19 protein-coding genes and 1 pseudogene are annotated in these 17615 nt (G+C 72.0%); 7 read left to right on the top strand and 13 right to left on the bottom strand.

What is annotated here, in order from left to right:
* Nucleotides 1-4: 4 nt before the first annotated feature.
* From ABZS58_RS42590 to ABZS58_RS42575, 4 genes and pseudogenes are all read right to left on the bottom strand, one after another.
* Nucleotides 5-811 (bottom strand): pseudouridine synthase, encoded by an 807-nt coding sequence (locus ABZS58_RS42590; protein WP_354789667.1) that lies wholly within the window; start codon nucleotides 809-811, stop codon nucleotides 5-7.
* Entirely contained in the window at nucleotides 798-1586 is a 789-nt protein-coding gene (scpB, locus tag ABZS58_RS42585) for an SMC-Scp complex subunit ScpB (protein ID WP_354789689.1), read from the bottom strand. Before scpB ends, ABZS58_RS42590 begins: the two co-directional genes overlap by 14 nt.
* Nucleotides 1587-2848: 1262 nt before the next feature.
* A pseudogene (locus ABZS58_RS42580) lies at nucleotides 2849-3769 on the bottom strand (ScpA family protein); the annotation flags it as partial.
* The gene (locus tag ABZS58_RS42575) at nucleotides 3732-4667 is read right to left on the bottom strand and encodes a ParA family protein (protein ID WP_203853951.1); all 936 of its coding nucleotides are present in this window, start codon (nucleotides 4665-4667) and stop codon (nucleotides 3732-3734) included. The gene ABZS58_RS42575 and the pseudogene ABZS58_RS42580, both read right to left, overlap by 38 nt.
* Nucleotides 4668-4837: 170 nt before the next feature.
* Between ABZS58_RS42575 and ABZS58_RS42570 the strand changes: the two genes are divergently transcribed.
* From ABZS58_RS42570 to ABZS58_RS42560, 3 genes are all read left to right on the top strand, one after another.
* The gene (locus ABZS58_RS42570) at nucleotides 4838-6136 is read left to right on the top strand and encodes a serine/threonine-protein kinase (protein WP_354789665.1); all 1299 of its coding nucleotides are present in this window, start codon (nucleotides 4838-4840) and stop codon (nucleotides 6134-6136) included.
* A 102-nt stretch (nucleotides 6137-6238) separates the two neighbouring features.
* Nucleotides 6239-6922, top strand: coding sequence for a SigE family RNA polymerase sigma factor (locus tag ABZS58_RS42565; protein WP_354789663.1), 684 nt, complete (start codon nucleotides 6239-6241; stop codon nucleotides 6920-6922).
* Nucleotides 6852-8096 (top strand): hypothetical protein, encoded by a 1245-nt coding sequence (locus tag ABZS58_RS42560; protein ID WP_354789661.1) that lies wholly within the window; start codon nucleotides 6852-6854, stop codon nucleotides 8094-8096. The genes ABZS58_RS42565 and ABZS58_RS42560 overlap by 71 nt, the downstream gene beginning before the upstream one ends.
* Before the next feature lie 104 nt (nucleotides 8097-8200).
* On the opposite strand, the gene ABZS58_RS42555 is transcribed toward ABZS58_RS42560, so the two are convergent.
* Entirely contained in the window at nucleotides 8201-8410 is a 210-nt protein-coding gene (locus tag ABZS58_RS42555) for a hypothetical protein (RefSeq protein WP_354789659.1), read from the bottom strand.
* 184 nt (nucleotides 8411-8594) lie between these two features.
* Nucleotides 8595-9170, bottom strand: a complete 576-nt coding sequence (locus ABZS58_RS42550) for a TetR family transcriptional regulator (RefSeq protein ID WP_354789657.1) — start codon at nucleotides 9168-9170, stop codon at nucleotides 8595-8597.
* Nucleotides 9171-9256: 86 nt separating this feature from the next.
* Between ABZS58_RS42550 and ABZS58_RS42545 the strand changes: the two genes are divergently transcribed.
* Nucleotides 9257-10408 carry an NAD(P)/FAD-dependent oxidoreductase gene (locus ABZS58_RS42545; protein WP_354789656.1) on the top strand — a complete coding sequence of 384 codons (1152 nt, stop codon included), beginning with the start codon at nucleotides 9257-9259 and terminating at the stop codon, nucleotides 10406-10408.
* Here the strand turns inward: ABZS58_RS42545 and ABZS58_RS42540 are convergent.
* Both ABZS58_RS42540 and ald read right to left on the bottom strand, forming a co-directional pair.
* A complete protein-coding gene (locus ABZS58_RS42540) occupies nucleotides 10390-11376 on the bottom strand; it encodes a site-specific tyrosine recombinase XerD (protein ID WP_354789655.1) in 987 nt (328 codons plus the stop codon). The genes ABZS58_RS42545 and ABZS58_RS42540 overlap by 19 nt on opposite strands.
* 2 nt (nucleotides 11377-11378) lie before the next feature.
* A complete protein-coding gene (gene ald, locus ABZS58_RS42535; protein WP_354789654.1) occupies nucleotides 11379-12494 on the bottom strand; it encodes an alanine dehydrogenase in 1116 nt (371 codons plus the stop codon).
* 209 nt (nucleotides 12495-12703) lie between these two features.
* Between ald and ABZS58_RS42530 the strand changes: the two genes are divergently transcribed.
* Complete coding sequence (locus ABZS58_RS42530) at nucleotides 12704-13423, top strand: RICIN domain-containing protein (RefSeq protein WP_354789653.1); 720 nt, start codon at nucleotides 12704-12706, stop codon at nucleotides 13421-13423.
* A gap of 7 nt (nucleotides 13424-13430) precedes the next feature.
* Here ABZS58_RS42530 and ABZS58_RS42525 read toward each other — a convergent pair whose 3' ends face one another.
* From ABZS58_RS42525 to arfB, 3 genes are read right to left on the bottom strand one after another with little or no spacing between them, the layout of a single operon-like run.
* Nucleotides 13431-14066, bottom strand: coding sequence for an epimerase (locus ABZS58_RS42525; protein WP_354789652.1), 636 nt, complete (start codon nucleotides 14064-14066; stop codon nucleotides 13431-13433).
* A gap of 16 nt (nucleotides 14067-14082) precedes the next feature.
* A complete protein-coding gene (locus tag ABZS58_RS42520) occupies nucleotides 14083-14784 on the bottom strand; it encodes a hypothetical protein (RefSeq protein ID WP_354789651.1) in 702 nt (233 codons plus the stop codon).
* 11 nt (nucleotides 14785-14795) lie between these two features.
* Nucleotides 14796-15221, bottom strand: a complete 426-nt coding sequence (gene arfB, locus ABZS58_RS42515; protein WP_354789650.1) for an alternative ribosome rescue aminoacyl-tRNA hydrolase ArfB — start codon at nucleotides 15219-15221, stop codon at nucleotides 14796-14798.
* A gap of 123 nt (nucleotides 15222-15344) precedes the next feature.
* Between arfB and ABZS58_RS42510 the strand changes: the two genes are divergently transcribed.
* Both ABZS58_RS42510 and ABZS58_RS42505 read left to right on the top strand, forming a co-directional pair.
* Complete coding sequence (locus ABZS58_RS42510) at nucleotides 15345-15749, top strand: ATP-binding protein (protein ID WP_354789649.1); 405 nt, start codon at nucleotides 15345-15347, stop codon at nucleotides 15747-15749.
* 9 nt (nucleotides 15750-15758) lie between these two features.
* A complete protein-coding gene (locus ABZS58_RS42505) occupies nucleotides 15759-16325 on the top strand; it encodes a GNAT family N-acetyltransferase (RefSeq protein WP_354789648.1) in 567 nt (188 codons plus the stop codon).
* Here the strand turns inward: ABZS58_RS42505 and ABZS58_RS42500 are convergent.
* Together ABZS58_RS42500 and ABZS58_RS42495 are read right to left on the bottom strand one after the other, a co-directional pair.
* Nucleotides 16307-16678, bottom strand: coding sequence for a YchJ family protein (locus ABZS58_RS42500; RefSeq protein ID WP_354789646.1), 372 nt, complete (start codon nucleotides 16676-16678; stop codon nucleotides 16307-16309). The two genes, ABZS58_RS42505 and ABZS58_RS42500, sit on opposite strands and share 19 nt — an antisense overlap.
* Nucleotide 16679: 1 nt before the next feature.
* Complete coding sequence (locus ABZS58_RS42495) at nucleotides 16680-17603, bottom strand: AraC family transcriptional regulator (protein ID WP_354789645.1); 924 nt, start codon at nucleotides 17601-17603, stop codon at nucleotides 16680-16682.
* Nucleotides 17604-17615: the final 12 nt, after the last annotated feature.

Below are 17615 nucleotides of genomic sequence, written 5' to 3'. Positions count from 1 at the left end.
GGGTCTACTCCCCTACCGCCTTGAAGAGTGCGCCGATCTCCGCCTGGGACAGGTGCCGGGTCCTGCCCGGGCGGAGGTCGCCGAGCCGGATCGGGCCGATCTGCGTGCGGATCAGCCGCTGCACCGGGAAGCCGACCGCGTCGAACATGCGCCGCACGATGTGGTTGCGCCCCTCGTGCAGCACGACCTCGACGAGCGCGACCTTGCCGTACGCGGTGACGACCTTGAACGAGTCGACCTTCGCCGGCCCGTCGTCGAGCTGGATGCCGGACTTCAGCTCGCGCCCCATCGACCGGGGCACCGGCCCGGAGATCTCGACCTGGTAGGTCTTCGCCACCTCGTACGAGGGATGCATCAGTTTGTGCGCCAGCCCGCCGTCGTTCATGAGCAGCAGCAGGCCCTCGCTCTCCAGGTCGAGGCGCCCCACGTGGAAGACCCGCGTGCTGATGTTGGGCACGTAGTCGGCGAGCGCCTCACGGCCCTTGTCGTCGTCCATCGTGGACACGACGCCGGCGGGCTTGTTCAGCGCGATGTACACCATCCGGGTGTCGGTGACCAGCCGCGACCCGTTGACGTGGATGACGTCCCGGGTCGCGTCGGCCTTGTCGCCGAGGGTGGCCTCCTTGCCGTTGACGGTGACCTTCCCCTCGTCGATCATCCGCTCGCAGTTGCGCCGGGACCCGAGCCCGGCGGCAGCCAGGATCTTCTGCAGCCGCTCCTCGTTCCGCGGCACCTCGGCATCCGGCGGCGCGTCGAACGCGGAGCCTTCGAAGTCGGTTACTGGATTGGTGGACGGGTCAACGCTGGGCATCGGCGATCTCATCAATGTCGTCGGGAAGGAACGGGGCGAGCGGCGGCAACTGGTCGACGCTGTCCAGGCCGAGTTTCTCCAGGAACAGCGACGTCGTCCGGTACAGGAACGCCCCGCTTTCGGGCTCACTGCCGGTCTCTTCGATCAGACCCCGCGTCACCAGCGTACGGACCACGCCGTCACAGTTGACACCGCGGATGGCCGAGATGCGCGATCTGGTGACAGGCTGTTTGTACGCGACCACGGCGAGTGTCTCCAGCGCCGCCTGCGTGAGCCGGATCTGCTGCCCGTCGAGGACGAACTTCTCCACGTACGGCGCGAACTCCGCCCTCGTGTACAGCCGCCACCCCCCGGCCACCCGCCGCAGGTCGAACCCGAGCCCGAGCTGCGTGTACTGCCGGGCGATGTCCTCGAGCACGCCACGGATCCGGTCGACGGGCTGATCGAGGACCTGCGCGAGCGTGATCTCGGTGGCCGGCTCGTCGACGATGAGGAGGATCGCCTCGACCGCCCCCCGCAGCTCCGCCTCGGACATCACCGGGGCGGGCTCGGGCTCCGCGGCGGGCGGGGCGGCCCGGGGCACGTCGAACAGGACGCCGCTGTCGTCGGGGGCGGGCTCGCCGACCGGCACCCGCCCGCCGGCGAGCGCCTCGTCCGCCTCGGGCGCCGGCACGGCCTCGGCTTCGGGGGTCGGCTCAGCCGTGAATTCAGGCTCAGGGGTGACCCCGGCCTCAGCCGCCGCCTCAGGCTCCCCCTCGAGCTCCGGCTCAGCCACGGACTCAGGCGCGGTGCCGGCGTCCGGCGCGGACACGGGCTCGCGCTCAGGCTCGGACTCCCCCACCGGCTGAGCCGTGAACCCGGTCTCGGCCGCAGGCCCGGGCGCGGTCTCCGGCTCAGCCGTGACCTCGGACTCAGGGCCGGGTTCGGTCTCAGCGGGTTCGGCGGCTGGCTCGGGCTCGGCTGGCTCGGCGGGCTCGGGCTCGGCTGGCTCGGCCGGCTCGGCTGGCCCGGTCTCGGCTTCGAGATCAGGTGTGAACCCGGGCTCAGCCACCGCCTCAGGTTCGGGCGCGGACCGGTCCGAGTTGACCTTGGAGACTTTGGCTGGCCCTGGTGCGACAAAGTCTCCAAGGTCAACTTCGGGCGAATCCGCAGCGGCGACGGCCACAGCTTCAACGGCCTCATCGCGCTCATCGCGCTCGTCGGCGTCGTCCAGCGAGCCGGCGGCGACGTCGGGCGCGGCCTCGACGGTGGGCTCAGCAGCTTCGACGGGCTCGGCCTCGACGGGCGCGGCGGACCCGTCGGCTTCGGCAGCGGCGTCGTGCGGATCGGCGGCGGCGGCTTCGTCGGGCTCGGCGGGCGAGGCGGCGGCTTCAATGGAGGGCTCGGCCGGGGGCTGGGGGCGGGCCCAGGGCGGGACCCAGTTCGCGGCCTGGTCGGCGAGCGACCTCGACTGGTCGTCCTGGCTCACTGGTCCACCTCGCTGTCCGCCTCGGCCGGGTCGCCGGTGGGACCGGCGGGCTCCTGACCGACTTCCACACGCACATCCGCGTCCACGTCACCCGCAGGGTCGGCGGCCGGCTCGTCCGAGTCCACGCCGTCCGCGTTCACGCTCTCGACGGACTCCGCGCCCACGCTCTCGATGTCCGACGCCCGCACGTCCATCGCGGTCACGCCTTCGACGGACTGCGCGTCCACGCTCTCGACGTCCGACGCCCCCGCGTCCATCGCGGTCACGGCTTCGACGTCATCCGCATTCAGGTCAGCCGCGTCCGCGTCGTCCTGGTCCATGTCGTCCGGGTCCACGTCGTCCGCAGACATAACGTCCACGACCGCATCCTCGACACCATCCGCGGCCGGGTCCACCTCGTCCACATCCTCGGCGTCCTCCACAGGCTCAGCGGCGTCCGCGAGAGTGGGAGCGGCCCCGGCGTCGTCCACAGGCTCGGCGTCGTGCGCGGGGTCGGCGTCGAGGGCGGCGGTGTCCGGTGGGGCGGGTGAGCCTTCGTACTCCTCGACCTCGATCGCGGCGGCCGTCGCGTCATCAGGGCCGGTCCACCGGACCACCAGCTCGCCCAGCGCCTGGATCTGCTCGAAGGAGACGAGGTCCTCGCGGTACAACTCGAGGAGCGCGAGGAAGCGGGCGACGACTTCCAGCGTCGACTCGCAGTCGATGCACAGGGCGCTGAACGTGGCTTCGCGTTGTTCGATGAGGCGGTCGCGGACGATGTTGGCGTGTTCGCGGACGCTGACGCGGACCATGTGGATGTGGGCGATCGACACCAGGGGCGGGTCGGCCTTGGGGGTGAACGCGCGCAGCGCCAGTTTCAGCAGGCGGGCCGGGCCGACGCCGAGGACGAGGTCGGGCAGGGCCTCCGCGTACTGCGGCTCCAGGGAGACCGACCGCGGGTAGCGCCGGGACCCGACCGCTTCCAGGCCGGCGATGTGGGCCGCCGCCTCCTTGAACGCCTTGTACTGCAGCAGCCGCGCGAACAGCAGGTCGCGGGCTTCGAGCAGGGCCAGGTCCTCTTCGTTCTCGACGGTGGCGGACGGCAGGAGGCGGGCGGCCTTCAGGTCGAGGAGGGTGGCGGCGACGACCAGGAACTCCGACGCCTCGTCGAGGTCCCAGTCGTCGCCCATGGCGCGGATGTACGCGATGAAGTCGTCGGTGACGGTGTGCAGCGCCACCTCGGTCACGTCGAGCTTGTGCTTGCCGATGAGCTGCAGCAGCAGGTCGAACGGGCCGGTGAAGTTGGCCAGCCGCACCTGAAAGCCCGAAGCCGTGACCTCCGGAGCCGTGACGGCCGCAGCTGTGACATCCGGAGCCGTGACGGCCGCGGCCACGACGTCAGCGGCGCCCGCGGAGTCCACGGTGGCGGGGTCGGTCACCGGAAGACCGTAGCGCAAGAGCCCGCGAAAACCGCTACAACCGCCGCTCGGCCTGCTGGGCGATGACCTCACGGGCGAGCTGCCGGTAGTTGCGGGCGCCGGAGGACGACGGGTCGAGCGTGGTGATGGGCGCGCCGGCGACCGTCGACTCGGGGAACTTGACGGTCTTGGTGATGACCGTCTGATACACCTTGTCGCCGAACGCCTCCACGACCCGCTGCAGGACCTGGCGGCAGTGGGTGGTGCGGCTGTCATACATGGTGGCGAGGATGCCTTCGAGCTCCAGGTCGAAGTTGAGCCGCTCGCGGACCTTGTCGATCGTGTCGAGCAGCAGCGCCACACCACGAAGTGAGAAGAATTCACATTCGAGCGGGATCATGACGCCGTGCGCGACGGTCAGCGCGTTGATCGCCAGGAGACCCAGCGACGGCTGGCAGTCGATCAGGATGTAGTCGTACTCCTTCAGGACCGGCCGCAGCACCCGCGCGAGGGCCATCTCCCGGGCGACCTCGGTGACCAGCTGGATCTCGGCCGCCGACAGGTCGATGTTGGCCGGCAGCAGGTGCAGGCCGGCGATGTCCGTCTTGATCCTGATGTCCTCGACGGTCACGTCGGAGTCCATCAGGATGTTGTAGATCGTCAGGTCGAGGTTGTGCGGGTTGACGCCGAGGCCGACCGACAGGGCGCCCTGCGGGTCGAAGTCGACGAGCAGCACCCGTCGCCCGTATTCCGCGAGGGCCGCACCCAGGTTGATGGTCGACGTGGTCTTGCCCACGCCGCCCTTCTGGTTGGCCATCGCGATGATCCGCGCCGGGCCGTGCCGGTCCATCGGCATCGGCTCGGGGATCGGCTTGCGCATCGTGTATGCCGTCGGGTCGGCAGGTCCGAGCTCAGCACCGAGGTCGAGCGATGCCTGCTCGGCGCGCATCTGCGTCGTCCACGACTCCGCCTGGTCACCCATGCCTGTCATCGAACCTCTTCAGCCCCTCCCGGCGGCTCATCTCCACCCGGGTCCGATTCGTCGTCGGCGAGCTGGGGAAGCGGGACGGCCGTTGCCCGACTCTACGTCACTGCAGGGTACATACCCCAGTCCGCGCGCCCGGCGTGTCGCGAACGGCATCGTTGGGTACGGTCATCGTCGTGTTGGGACCAGGAGACGTGCTCGGCGACAGGTACCGCCTCGATGAGTTCGTCGCCAGCGGCGGCATGGGGCAGGTGTTCCGCGCCACCGACAAGACGCTCAACCGGACGGTCGCCGTGAAGGTGCTGCTGCCGGGCCTGACCAGCGACGCCGAGTTCGGCAGCCGGTTCCGAGCCGAGGCGCGGATCATGGCGTCGATCGGGCACAAGGGCGTGGTCGGCGTCTATGACTACGGCGAGACGCCCGAGGGCACCATGTTCCTGGTCATGGCCTTCGTGGAGGGCCGTCCCCTCGGCGAGCGCATCCGTGAGGGTGCGTTGTCGCCCGAGGAGACCATGGCGATCGTGGCGCAGGCGGCCGACGCCCTGCACGCCGCGCACAGCAACGGGATCATCCACCGCGACGTGAAGCCCAACAACCTCCTGGTCGGGGACAACGGGGCGGTGACCCTCGTCGACTTCGGCGTGGCCCGCTCGTCCAACGTGACGTCCGTCACCAAGGTGAACGCGGTGATCGGCACCGCGCTGTACATGTCGCCCGAGCAGGCGTCGGGCAAGCCGATCGCGCCGTCGACCGACATCTACGCGCTCGGCGCGGTCGCCTACCACTGCCTGACGGGCGCGCCGCCGTTCACGGGCAACTCGCCGCTCGAGATCGCGATCAAGCACCTGCAGGACGACCCGCCGCCGCTGCCGCTGGACCTGCCCGGCAACGTCCGCGCCCTGGTCGAGCGCGCGATGGAGAAGGACCCCGAGGACCGGTTCCCGACGGCCGCTGCGCTCGCCGCGGCCGCACGGGCCGCCGAGGACGACACACTCCAGGATCTTCCGGGTGTGGTACCGGTCCCCGCTCGACGTTCTGCGACGGTGACGTCACCACGGGTAGGCGCCACCACGTTGGGCGGGCCCGGATCGTCCGGCGCGAAGCCGGAGCGGCCCGCCTGGATCCCGGTCGCGATCGGCCTGGCGCTGCTCGCCATGGCCGGCGGCGTGATCCTCGCGGTGATCGCGCTCACCCGCGACGGCACCAAGGGCGACATGCCCAGCGGCGTGCCGGGCATGTCGCAGTCCGCGACCGTGGCCACCTCCGGGCCGGCACCCGGTGGCGGGAGCGCCACCCGTACCTCGGCGGCGGCGACAGCGAGCGCGTCGGCCTCGACATCCCCGACGCCGGACACCTCCACCTCCCCGCCGCCGCCCGCGACGAGCGAGCCGCCGCCACCGACGACGGCGGCGCCGCCCACCCCGACCGCGGGCGGCACCACACCCCCTGTCGACGGCTCGGTGCCGCCCGCGTAGCCGGTCGGCCACATCTGCGACGGCGGCGATGTTTCGTCGTACCCACGTGCAACCCTTCGTGCCGGGGCCTCGTCTACCCCGCGACGAAGGGAGCCCGATCGGGTGAACGAAGACGACGAAGCGCAGTTCCGGGAGTTCGTCGCCGCACGGTTCGACGGCCTGCGTTCGCTCGCCTACCTGACGTGCGGGGACTGGCACACGGCGGAGGACGCCGTCGCCTCGTCCCTGGCGAAGCTCTACGCGCACTGGCACCGCGTCGACACACCCCTCGCCTATGTGCGCAGGGCGGTCGTGCACGCCCTCGTGGACGAGAGCCGCCGGCCGTGGCGGCGCAGGGAGCGCTCGGTGGGCCACAGCCTGCCCGAGCTGCCCGGCCCAGACCACGCCGACCAGGTCGACGAGCGGCTCCGGATCCGCGCCGCGCTCGCCCGGATGGCGCCCGGCCAGCGCGCCGTGCTGGTCCTGCGGTACTACGAGGGGCTGAGCGTTGAGGAGACCGCCGAGGTGCTCGGCCGGCAGCCGGGCACCGTCAAGAGCCAGACCGCCCGCGGGCTCACCGCCCTCCGCGCCCTGCTCGGCGCGGAGCCGCGCGACGACGACGACCCCGGCCTCCCAGGCCTCGGAGCCGGCGTCCGCCCCGGCGCCGACGCGCGACCCGGCCGGCACGCACGGCCGCCGACGGGTGCTCACGAGATGGAGAAGGGGAGGGAAGGGCATGGATCACGACCTGCACAGGCTGCTGTCGGCGGCCAGGGACGACGCGCCGCCACCGCGACTCGGCATTGACGACATCACCGCCGCCGGCCGCCGGCTCGCCCGGCGCCGGCGCCGCACCGTCCTGCTCTCCTCCGTCGCCGGCGGCCTCGCCGCCGTGATCGCCGGCGCGACCGCCGCGGTGATGCTGCTCACCCCGCCGGCGATCGCCCCGGCCGCCGACCCCGACGGCAACCTCGCCGTCGCCGAGGCGTCCCCGTCCCCGGCCCGCCGGGCGGAGTTCACGCAGGGCCGCCCCTTCGAGACCACCTACTCGGGATATACCTCCGGGCGGTACATCGTCGGCGACCCCGATCTGGTGACCACCGGCTATCAGCAGTCGACGATCGACCTGAACCCGGCTCCGACGGCCGCCGCTTCCGTGTCCGCTTCCGTGTCCGCTCCCGCGCTCGCCCGCACCGGTCCGTCCGTCTCGCCCCGCGGCGCCGTCAGCGCCACTCCCCCCGGCGACCTCGGCGACCCCGTGCCCCGCGAGGGCCGGCTCGTCGTCTACAACACCGGCGCCTTCGACACCCGTGAGTTCGCCGGCGGCAGCAAGGTCACCGTCGGCGGCCGGACCGCCCTCCTCCGCCACACCGGCAAGCCGTCGACGTCGGCGGCCGCGGACAAGGCCGGCTGCTGCAGGGAGCCGGTCGTCCCGACCCTCGCCTGGCAGTACATGCCCGGTGCCTGGGCCGCGATCTACTGGTCGTCCCTGGAGACCGCCCCGACCCGCGACGAGCTGATCGCCCTCGCCGACGCCCTGCCCGCCACCGACCCCCGCCCGTTCCCGACCGGCATCCGCGCCGACCCCGTCCCGAAGGGCTACCGTCTCCTCGCCGCCGGCACCCGCACCTCGCCGTACGACGAGACCAACCTGTCGGTCGTCCGCCTCGGCCTGAAACCCCTGACCGGCCCGTTCACCGCCCCGGTCGACCTCGGCCAGTACCCGTCGATCATCCTGACCCTCGGCGTCGCCGACCAGCTCACCAGCGACAAGATCGGCAAGAGCGCCTGCTGGCCCGGCGGCAACGTCTGCGCCACGCTCGTCGAGGACCGCCAGTTCTTCCTCCAGGTCGAAAGCGTCGGCGACCGCCCCCTGACCGCGACGGAGCTCTCCGCGATCGTCGGCACCCTGACCGCCGAACAACCCGACGACAGAACCACCTGGCCCGCCGCCACGTCGGTCTTCACGCCCGACCCGTGACCCCGGCCGCATTCCCTTCATGATCCGGAAGACTTTGTGTCGTCATAGCACGTCATAGCAGCACAAAGTCTTCCGGATCATGGGAAATAGGCCGGCGGGGAGGGTTACTTGTGGCGGTTGTACATGCGAGGGGACTTGCCCTTGGCGCCCTTGCCGCCGGCACCCTTGCCGCCGCCGTGCTGCTGGGTGCCCGGGGGCAGGGAGCGGTTGGCCTGGGCGCGGCGGATCGCCTCGAGCGGGTTCAGCGGGGCGGCCTCGGCGTCGGTGGTGGCCTGGGTGTCGTCGGGCTGGTTATCTGCGGTTGCGGCAGGCATGAGCGTCTCCTTCGCGGATGACTTGCGGATGGCCTCAAGGACATGGACAGGCGTCAGCCGCGCAGAGCACGAAGCGGGGATCGGACGAACCCACAACGGGGGCAGCGGCAGACCCGGCGAAGGGTCGCGGCGGCACGCGCGGCGTTGGTGGGCTCAGAAACGCATGCGCCTACGGTAACACGGTTCACAGCCGCCCGGTGAGGTACCGCTGCACCGTCGCCCCCACGTGGACCACCAGCAGGTCGGGGGTGGCGGCGGCGACCGGGGGGAGGCGCAGGATCTGGCGGCAGAAGGCGAGGCCGAGCATCTGCGTGGCGACCAGCCCGGCGCGCAGCGCCGCCTCGGCGGGGTCGGGGCACACGGCGAGCGCGACCGGGGCGACCTGCGCGGCGAAGATCTCGCGCAGCCGGGAAGCGGCGTCGTCGTCGGTGGCGGCGGAGCGCAGCAGGGTCAGCAGGGCGTCGTCGGTCGGGTCGCCCTCCCAGCGTTTGAGGAAGTGGGCGACGAGGGTCTCGCCGAGCTTGTCGCGCGGGATGCCGGCGGCGTCGGGCAGGTGCAGGTGGACGTCGACGGCGGCGGCGAAGAGCTGGGTCTTGTTGCCGTAGTAGCGCATGACCATCGACGGGTCGATGCCGGCGTCGGCGGCGATCGCGCGGATCGTGGCCCGCTGGTAGCCGTCGGCGGCGAACCTGGCGCGGGCGGCGCGCAGGATCTCCGCGCGGGTCGCGTCGGACCGGCGCGGAGGCGGCGTCGAAGTCATGCCGGCGACCGTAGGACGAAACCCATGCCCACAACCGTAGGCCAACAAGCGTTGACACGCTAGTCAACCCGTGTTGGCATAGGTGGGTGTACGACGTCATCGTGGTCGGCGCAAGGCCGGCGGGTGCCGCGACCGGCATGCTCCTGGCCCGGCGCGGCCTCAAGGTCCTGATGGTCGACCGGGCCCGGTTCCCGAGCGACACCCTGTCCACGCACCAGATCCAGCCGGCCGGCGTGCAACGCCTGGACCACTGGGGGCTGCTCGACACGCTGCTCGCCGCCGGTACACCGGCGACCGGAAGCGTCAGGTTCGACATCTCCGGGACCGTCGTGCAGGGCCGCTACCCGGACGGCTTCCTGTGCAGCCCCCGGCGGACCGTCCTCGACAAGATCCTGGTCGACGCCGCCCGCGACGCCGGCGCCGAGGTGCGGGAGGGCTTCCACGTCGCGGGCGTCGTCAACGACGGGAGCCGCGTGACGGGCATCCGCGGGCGCGGCGGCGAAGAGCTCCGCGCGCCGGTCGTCGTCGGCGCCGACGGGAAGCATTCGCTGGTCGCGAAGGAGGTCGCCGCCACGGTACTGCGGGAGACCGCCCCTGGCACCGTCGCCAGCTACTCCTACTGGGAGGGCGTCGACATGCCCGTCGGCGAGCTCTACCACCGCCCCGGCAGGGCCGTCGCCGCGTTCCCCACCAACGACGGCCTCACGATGGTGTACGCCGCCGCCCCCAGAACGCAGTTCGACGCCTGGCGCCGCGACATCGAGGGAAACCTGCTGGCCACCGTCGACGGCTGCGGCGACCTCGGCGAGCGGGTCAGGGCCGGCAAGCGGGTCGAGCGTCTGCGCACCACCGTCGACCTGCCCAACGTCGTGCGCCGGGCGCAGGGTCCGGGCTGGTTCCTGGCCGGCGACGCGGGCCTGGTCATGGACCCGGTGACCGCTCAGGGCATCGGCAACGCCCTGGCCGACGCCGAGCTCCTCGCCGACACGATCGTCCAGGGCAGGGACGACTACCAGCGGCGCCGGGACGAGGCCCGCCGGGGGATCTTCGACCTGACCACGGGACTGGCACGGCTGCGACCGGTGAGGGGGCTCAGCGCGCTGCTGCTCAAGGCCGTCGCCCGCCGGCAGGAGAGCGTCGAGCAGTTCCTCGGCGTGTTCGCCGGCACCGTGCCGGTGGAGACGTTCCGCAGACCCGGCAACGTCCTGCGGATCCTCGCTCAGCGCGCCCGTGGGTGAGCGGTCGCGTAGACCTCGCGGAGCTTGTCGACGGTGACGAGGGTGTACACCTGCGTCGTGGTCACCGACGCGTGCCCGAGCAGCTCCTGCACGACCCTGATGTCGGCGCCGCCGTCGAGCAGGTGCGTGGCGAACGAGTGCCGCAGCGTGTGCGGTGACACGCCGTGCGGGCCGTCGACGGGCAGCCCGGCACGGACGGCGGCCTTGCGCAGGATCGTCCACGCGCTCTGCCGCGACAGCGCGCCGCCGCGGGCGTTGAGGAACACCGTGGGCACGCCGGTGCCCCTCGTCACGAGCGTGGGCCGGGCCCGCACCAGGTACACGTCCATGGCGGTCCGCGCGTAGCTGCCCATCGGGACGAGGCGGGTCCTGCCGCCCTTGCCGCGCAGCAGGACCATGCCGTGCGAGCCGGTGAGGTCGAGGTCGTCCACCGCCATGCCGACGGCCTCGGAGATGCGGGCGCCGGTGCCGTACAGGAATTCCAGCAGCGCCTGGTCGCGCAGCCCGAGGGGGCCGGCGTCGGCGGCGGTGGCGAGCAGCCGCGACACCTGGTCGACGTCGATGGCCTTCGGCAGCCGCTTCGGCAGCGACGGCGGTTTCACGTCCCGTGACGGGTCCGTCGGCGCGAGCCCCTCGAGGAGCTGGAAGCGGTGCAGCCCGCGCACGGCGCTCGCGGCCCGGGCCGCCGACGACGCCGACAGCGGCGGGTGGTCCTCGTCGCCGGTCCGCAGCGCCGCCACGTGACCGGCGATGTCCCGCGCCCGGACGTCGGCGAGGTCGCCGATGCCGCCCGCGGCGAGCCGTTCGACGTAGCGGTCGAGGTCGCGCCGGTACGACGCCAGGGTGTTCTCCGCGAGTGCGCGCTCGACGGTCAGGTGGTCCAGGTACACCTCGACGGACTTGCGCAGCCCGGCGACCGCCGCGGCCGTGAAGTGGGCCGCGGCGGTGTCCGCCGGCTGGGACGTCACCGCTAGGCCAGCACGTCCGCCAGCGCGAGGTGGGCCATCCCGTGCGCTTCGGCGACCGGCCCGTAGGTCACGTGCCCGTCGTGGGTGTTGAGCCCGAGCGCGAGGGCCGGGTCGCGGCGCAGCGCGTCCCGCCAGCCCCGGTTCGCCAGCTCCACCACGTACGGCAGGGTGACGTTCGTCAGCGCGTACGTGCTGGTGTGCGGGACCGCGCCCGGCATGTTCGCGACGCAGTAGAAGATCGAGTCGTGGACCCGGTAGGTCGGGTCGGCGTGCGTGGTGGGGCGGGAGTCCTCGAAGCAGCCACCCTGGTCGATCGAGATGTCGACGAGGACGCTGCCGGGCCTCATCCGCTTCACCAGGTCGTTGGTGATGAGCTTCGGGGCCTTCGCGCCCGGGACCAGCACGGCGCCGATGACGAGGTCGGCGTCGAGGACGGCGCGTTCGATCTCGTAGCTGTTGGACGCGACCGTCTGCAGGTGCCCCTGGTAGATGGCGTCGGCACCGCGCAGCCGGGAGATGTTCTTGTCCAGCAGCAGCACCTCGGCCTGCATGCCGAGCGCGATCGCGGCGGCGTTGAGCCCGGAGACGCCGGCGCCGATGACGACGACCTTCGCCGCGTACACGCCGGAGACGCCGCCGAGCAGGACACCGCGCCCGCCACCGGCGCGCATCAGGTGGTACGCGCCGACCTGCGGGGCGAGCCGCCCGGCGACCTCCGACATGGGGGCGAGCAGCGGCAGCGACCGGTCGGTGAGCTCGACGGTCTCGTACGCGATGCCGGTGACCTTCCGGTCGACGAGCGCGTCGGTGCACGGCTTGGAGGCGGCCAGGTGCAGGTAGGTGAAGAGGACCTGCCCCTCGCGCATGCGGTGGTGCTCCTCGGCGATCGGCTCCTTGACCTTCAGGACCAGGTCGCCGGCGGCCCAGGTGTCGTCCGCGGTCGGCAGGATCCGCGCGCCCGCCTCGCGGAACTCCTGGTCGGTGATCGACGAGCCGTCGCCGGCGCCGGCCTCGATGAAGACCTCATGCCCGTTCGCGGCGAGCTCGTGGACTCCGGCCGGGGTGATCGCCACCCGGTACTCGTGGTTCTTGACCTCGCGTGGGACTGCGACCTTCACGTTGCGTGACCCCTCTCCACCAGCGACGACGGTGACGCTGCGTGTACCAGCGGCAGTCTATGGCGCTCGGAACACCGGCGAAGCCAGCACACTGTGAACTCCTCCGCGGCCGGATTGACACAGTGTTCCTTTCTCCGGCACGTTCGCCGGCGAAACCCGTCCGGAAGCCGAACGGAGCCGGCCGGGTGGTTGATCTATGCTGTGCGGCCATGACCGTCTACGGCGGGCCCCGCCCGACCTCGCCCGGGGCGCCCGGTGGGCCCAGCGGGCCGCCGCGCTTCAAGCCTGACCCGCTGCTCTTCGGCGCGTTCGGGTTCCTCGTCGTGGCGCTCGTCCTCGGGCTGGTCTTCGCGTTCCAGGGCGGCGGTGACGGCGACGGCACGCCGAGCGCCGCCGAGCGGCTGAGCGGGGCACCCGCGGAGCAGCCCTCGTCGCAGGGCGCGTCCAGCGCCGCTCCCCCGCCGGCGCCGACGAGCGCGGCCCCGTCGCCGACCCCGCCGGCGGCGCTGATCCCGGCGAAGCCGACGCTGCTGCGCGCGGCGCACTCCGGCATGTGCATGCAGGCCGCCGAGGGCAACGGCGGCGCCGCCACCCAGATGCCGTGCGACAACAACCCCACGCAGGTGTGGATGCCGCAGTCGGTCGCCGGCACGCCGGACGTGTTCGCGTTCGTCAACACCAAGGACAACCGCTGCCTCGACGTCAACGGCGGCTCCAAGGACAACGGCGCCCAGGTCCTGCAGTGGGACTGCCACGGCGGCCCCAACCAGCAGTGGAAGCTGCAGCGCGACGGCGACGGCTTCCGCTTCGTCAGCGTCAACAGCGGCCGCTGCATCGGCGTCGACTCCGGCAGCCCCGCCCCTGGCGCCGCCGCCCGCCAGTGGGACTGCGACGGCTCCCCCAACCAGCGCTGGCAGCTGCCGACCTGACCCCCCTTTACATGGCGGCGATGTCGCGGGACTCCAGGACGTGCCTGGTGCCGCCCTCGCGGGCCACGCGCAGCATGGCCAGGCCGATCTGCTGGATGGTCGTGGCGATGCCGGGGGCGAAGCGGACCAGGGCCGCGGTCAGCGGGCGCAGGACGGTGTACATCGCGCGGTACAGCCGGACCTTCGACACGGCGCCGTGCATCGGCTGGATGAAGCCGGGACGGAACATGTAGGCGCGCAGGTCCATGGCGAGCAGGGTGTCCTCGACGGCGCCCTTCACCTGGGCCCACTTGGCCTTGCGGCCACTGCCGGTGCCGGCGCCGGAGACGTAGACGAAGACCGAGCCGGGTGACACGGCGCGCGCGGCGGCGAGGGTGTAGTCGACGGTGATCCGCCGGTACACCTCCTCCGACATGCCGACGGAGGAGACGCCGAGGCAGAAGAAGCAGGCGTCGTAGCCGGTGAGGTCGACGCCGGTGAGGTCCGTGAAGTCGCTGTGGGTGACCTCGCGCAGCTTCGGGTGCCGCTGACCGGTGGCGCTGCGGCCCACGACGAGGACCTCGGTGACGTCCTGCGCCAGGAGGCACTCGCGCAGCACACCCTTGCCGACCATGCCGGTGGCGCCGAAGACGATGACCTTCATGCCCGACATCATGCCCTCATGGCTTCAGTACGGACAGGGTCGCGCCTTCGAGGGTGGTGTAGAGGTCGGAGCCGGTGAAGTCGGCGCCGGTCTCCTCGCCGACGTAGACGTCGACGTGTTTCGAGCCGCCCATGCCGGGCGTGAACTCGTCGACGATCGTCCACGTCGGCGCCTTGAGCCGGGCGCAGACGGCGGCGGTGACCTCGGCGGTGCCGCACCGCTGGACGCTGAACCGGGCGCCGGCGCGCAGCACGTCACCGTCGGCGGCGGCGGACACCCACGGGACGAGCGGGCGGCCGGCGGTGTCGCGGGGGGCGGTGTCCATCCAGTACCCGGTGTCGTAGGACCAGTTGAGGTACCGCCCGTCGGTGGTCTTCCCGGTGCCCTCGTCCTTGACGGCCTTGACGAACGACGCCGGGAACGTGCCGAGGTCCCGCTGGTCGCGGTTCTTCTGGCAGTCGATCGTGGGGCAGCCGGTGACCTGCTGCGTCCCGCCGGTGTGCAGGGCCGCGACGGCCGTGTAGTAGACGGTGACCTCCCACCCGGCGGAGGTCACCGGGCCGGCCGTCAGCGCCGGCATGTCCGACATCGCTGAGATGCCGGGCAGCGCGCCGGTCTGCGGCGGATGGCCCGGCGTCTCCGTGACGTCCGCCCTCGGCTCCACCGGGGACGAGCACGCCGCCAGCAGCGTCACGCAGAGGAACAGTGCTCGTACCACACCATGATCTTCTAGTCCTGAGGGCGCCGCCGCTCCTGTTTCCGCAGCGCGGTGCGGCGCTTGTCCGTCAGCCGCCGCTCGATCGCACCCTTCGAGGGCTTTGTCCGTTTACGCGGCCGCGGCGGCGGCGCGATCGCCTGCGCGATCACCGCCACCAGGCGCTCCTCCGCGGCCCGCCGGTTCTGCAGCTGAGAGCGGTGCTCGGACGCGATGATCGACAGGACGCCGTCGACGAGCCGGTTGCCGAGCCGCGCCAGGGCGCGCTCCTTCAGCGGCTCCGGCAGCGCCTGGGTCGCGCCCAGGTCGAACCGCAGCTCGACCCGGGAGTCGGTGGTGTTCACCGACTGCCCGCCGGGCCCGCCTGAGCGGCTGAACTTCCAGCCCAGCTCGGCGCGCGGCAGTGCAATGTCGTCGGTGACCCGCAAGTCGTCGTCCACGCCGTCAAGGATGCGGGTAGCGATCTGCATCTTGCACTCCAGGGTGACTTCCCCGGTTGTTTCGGATCGGCTCGGGGTACTCTCGGCTTGGTCGCAGCGGAGACGCAGCGGAAAGGTGACACCGTGGCTGAGGCCGTCGAGACGGCGCTGCTGGTCGAGGAGTTCAACGCTGATCGGATCACCCCGGTGCGGCACGCCGTGAGCCGGGCGGCCGCCGCCGTCGGCCTGCTCGGACAACGGCTCGAGGACTTCGTCCTGGCGGTCAACGAGATCGTCACCAACGCGGTCCGTCACGCCGGCGGGCGCGGCGCCGTGCGGCTGTGGACCCTCGACGGCATCCTGCTGTGCGAGGTCACCGACAAGGGCTCCGGCATCCCCGCCGAGCGGCTCGACGGCCGGGCGCTCCCGCCGAGCAACGCGGTCAGCGGCCGCGGCCTCTGGCTGGCCCGGCACCTCGTCGATGAGGTCACGGTGCAGTCGACGCCGGCGGGCACAATTGTCACGCTCCGGAGCGCTTTGGCGGGTTAGCATCCTGACGTGCTGCGCCCCTCCTACCCCATCCTGACCGGCCGGCTGACGCTGCGCCCGTTCACCGAGGGCGACTTCGCCGACCTGCACGCCCTCACCGGCGATCCCGACGTCGTGCGGTATCTCTACTGGGACGTCCACGACGAGGAGATGACCCGGGCGTCGCTGAAGAACCGGATCGCCCAGGACGCGCTCACCGAGGAAGGCCAGTGGCTGGTCCTCGCCATGGACCTCGGCGGCCGGGTCATCGGCCAGGTCGTGCTGAAGTGGGAGAACGCCGTGAGCCGCCAGGGCGAGCTCGGGTTCGTCCTGCATCCCGACTTCCAGGGCCGCGGCTACGCCCGCGAGGCGTCGGAGGCGATGCTGCGGCTCGGCTTCGAGGGCCTCGGCCTGCACCGCATCTGCGGCAAGTGCGACACCCGCAACGTGCCCTCGTGGCAGCTGCTGTCCCGGCTCGGGATGCGCCGCGAGGCGCACTTCGTCGAGGACGAGCTGTTCAAGGGCGAGTTCGGCGACCAGTACGTCTACGCGATGCTCGACCGTGAGTGGCGGGCCCGTCAGACCTCGTCCACATAGAGCCAGGTCCCGTTCTCCTTCACGAACCTGCTCGTGTCGTGCATCACCCCGGGCTTGCCGTCCGCCTCGTAGCGCGCCTTGAACTCGACCGTGCCCTCACTGTCGAACAGCCCGCCGCCGGTGCGGTCCAGGATGTACAGGCCCTTCCAGTGCTGCCCGTCCTCGACCGTCAGCATCCGCGGCCGGGTCTTCTCGTGCCAGCTGCGCAGCAGGAAGTCGCGGTCGCCGACCACGTAGGCGCTGTACCGGGCACGCATGAGCAGCTCGGCGCTCGGCGGCGCCTCGGCGCCCCGGTGGAAGCGTCCGCAGCAGTCGTCGTAGGGCTCGCCGAGCCCGCACGGGCAGAGTGACATGTCAGGATTGTCCACGATGCTGCTGCGGGCTCACACCGCGGACACGCTTGAACGCGGCGCTCAACGCGAAAGCACCTCCGTAGCCCACCCGCCTCGCGACCGCGCCGAGGGTCGCGCCGGGTTCGAGGAGCAGGTCGGCGGCGAGCGCCAGGCGCCACCCGGCCAGGTACGCCATCGGCGGCTCCCCCACGACGTCGGTGAACCGCCGGGCCAGCAACGCCCGCGACACGCCCACCTTCTCGGCGAGCACGGCGACCGTCCACGGGTGCGCCGGGTTGTGGTGCAGCAGCTGCAACGCGGGTCCGACGACGGGGTCGGCCTGGGCCCGGTACCAGCCCGGCGCGCCGTCCCCGGCCCGGTCCAGCCAGCCGCGCAGCGCCGAGATGAGCATCAGGTCGAGCAGCCGGTCCAGGACCGCCTCCTGCCCGGGGCGGTCCTTGGCGATCTCGGCGGCGAGGAGCCCGACGAGCGGCCCCTCCTCCCGCACGACCAGCGCGTCGGGCAGGACGGCGAGCAGCCGCCGGCCGACCTCGCCGGTCAGCTCGTACGCCCCGGTGATGACCAGGGTGGGGCCGTCCGCGTCGGTGCCCCAGGTGCGCACTCCGAGGTGCATGACCTCGTGGAGCTCCGTCCCGTCGGGGGTCGTGCACCGCTGCCCGGGGTGGATGATGATCTGCGGCGCCGTGCCGGGTGGGTCGGCGACCGTGTAGTGCCCCGGCCCGCGGATCACCATGACCTCGCCCGGTCCGATCTTCCGGACATCTCCGTCGTCGGGGATGTATGACGCCTCACCCCGGACCATCGCCACGAGGGCGATCGCGGCCTCGTCCCGGATCCGCAGCGACCACGGCGGCGTCAGCACCGACCGCAGCAGAAACGCCCCACGCGCCCGCGGCCCGTCGAGCAACGCCGTCAAAGCATCCACACCGTAGACGAT

It is taken from the genome of Dactylosporangium sp. NPDC005555, from assembly GCF_040605635.1.
GTDB lineage: Bacteria > Actinomycetota > Actinomycetes > Mycobacteriales > Micromonosporaceae > Dactylosporangium.
This window is presented reverse-complemented; position numbering and strand designations above follow the sequence as displayed.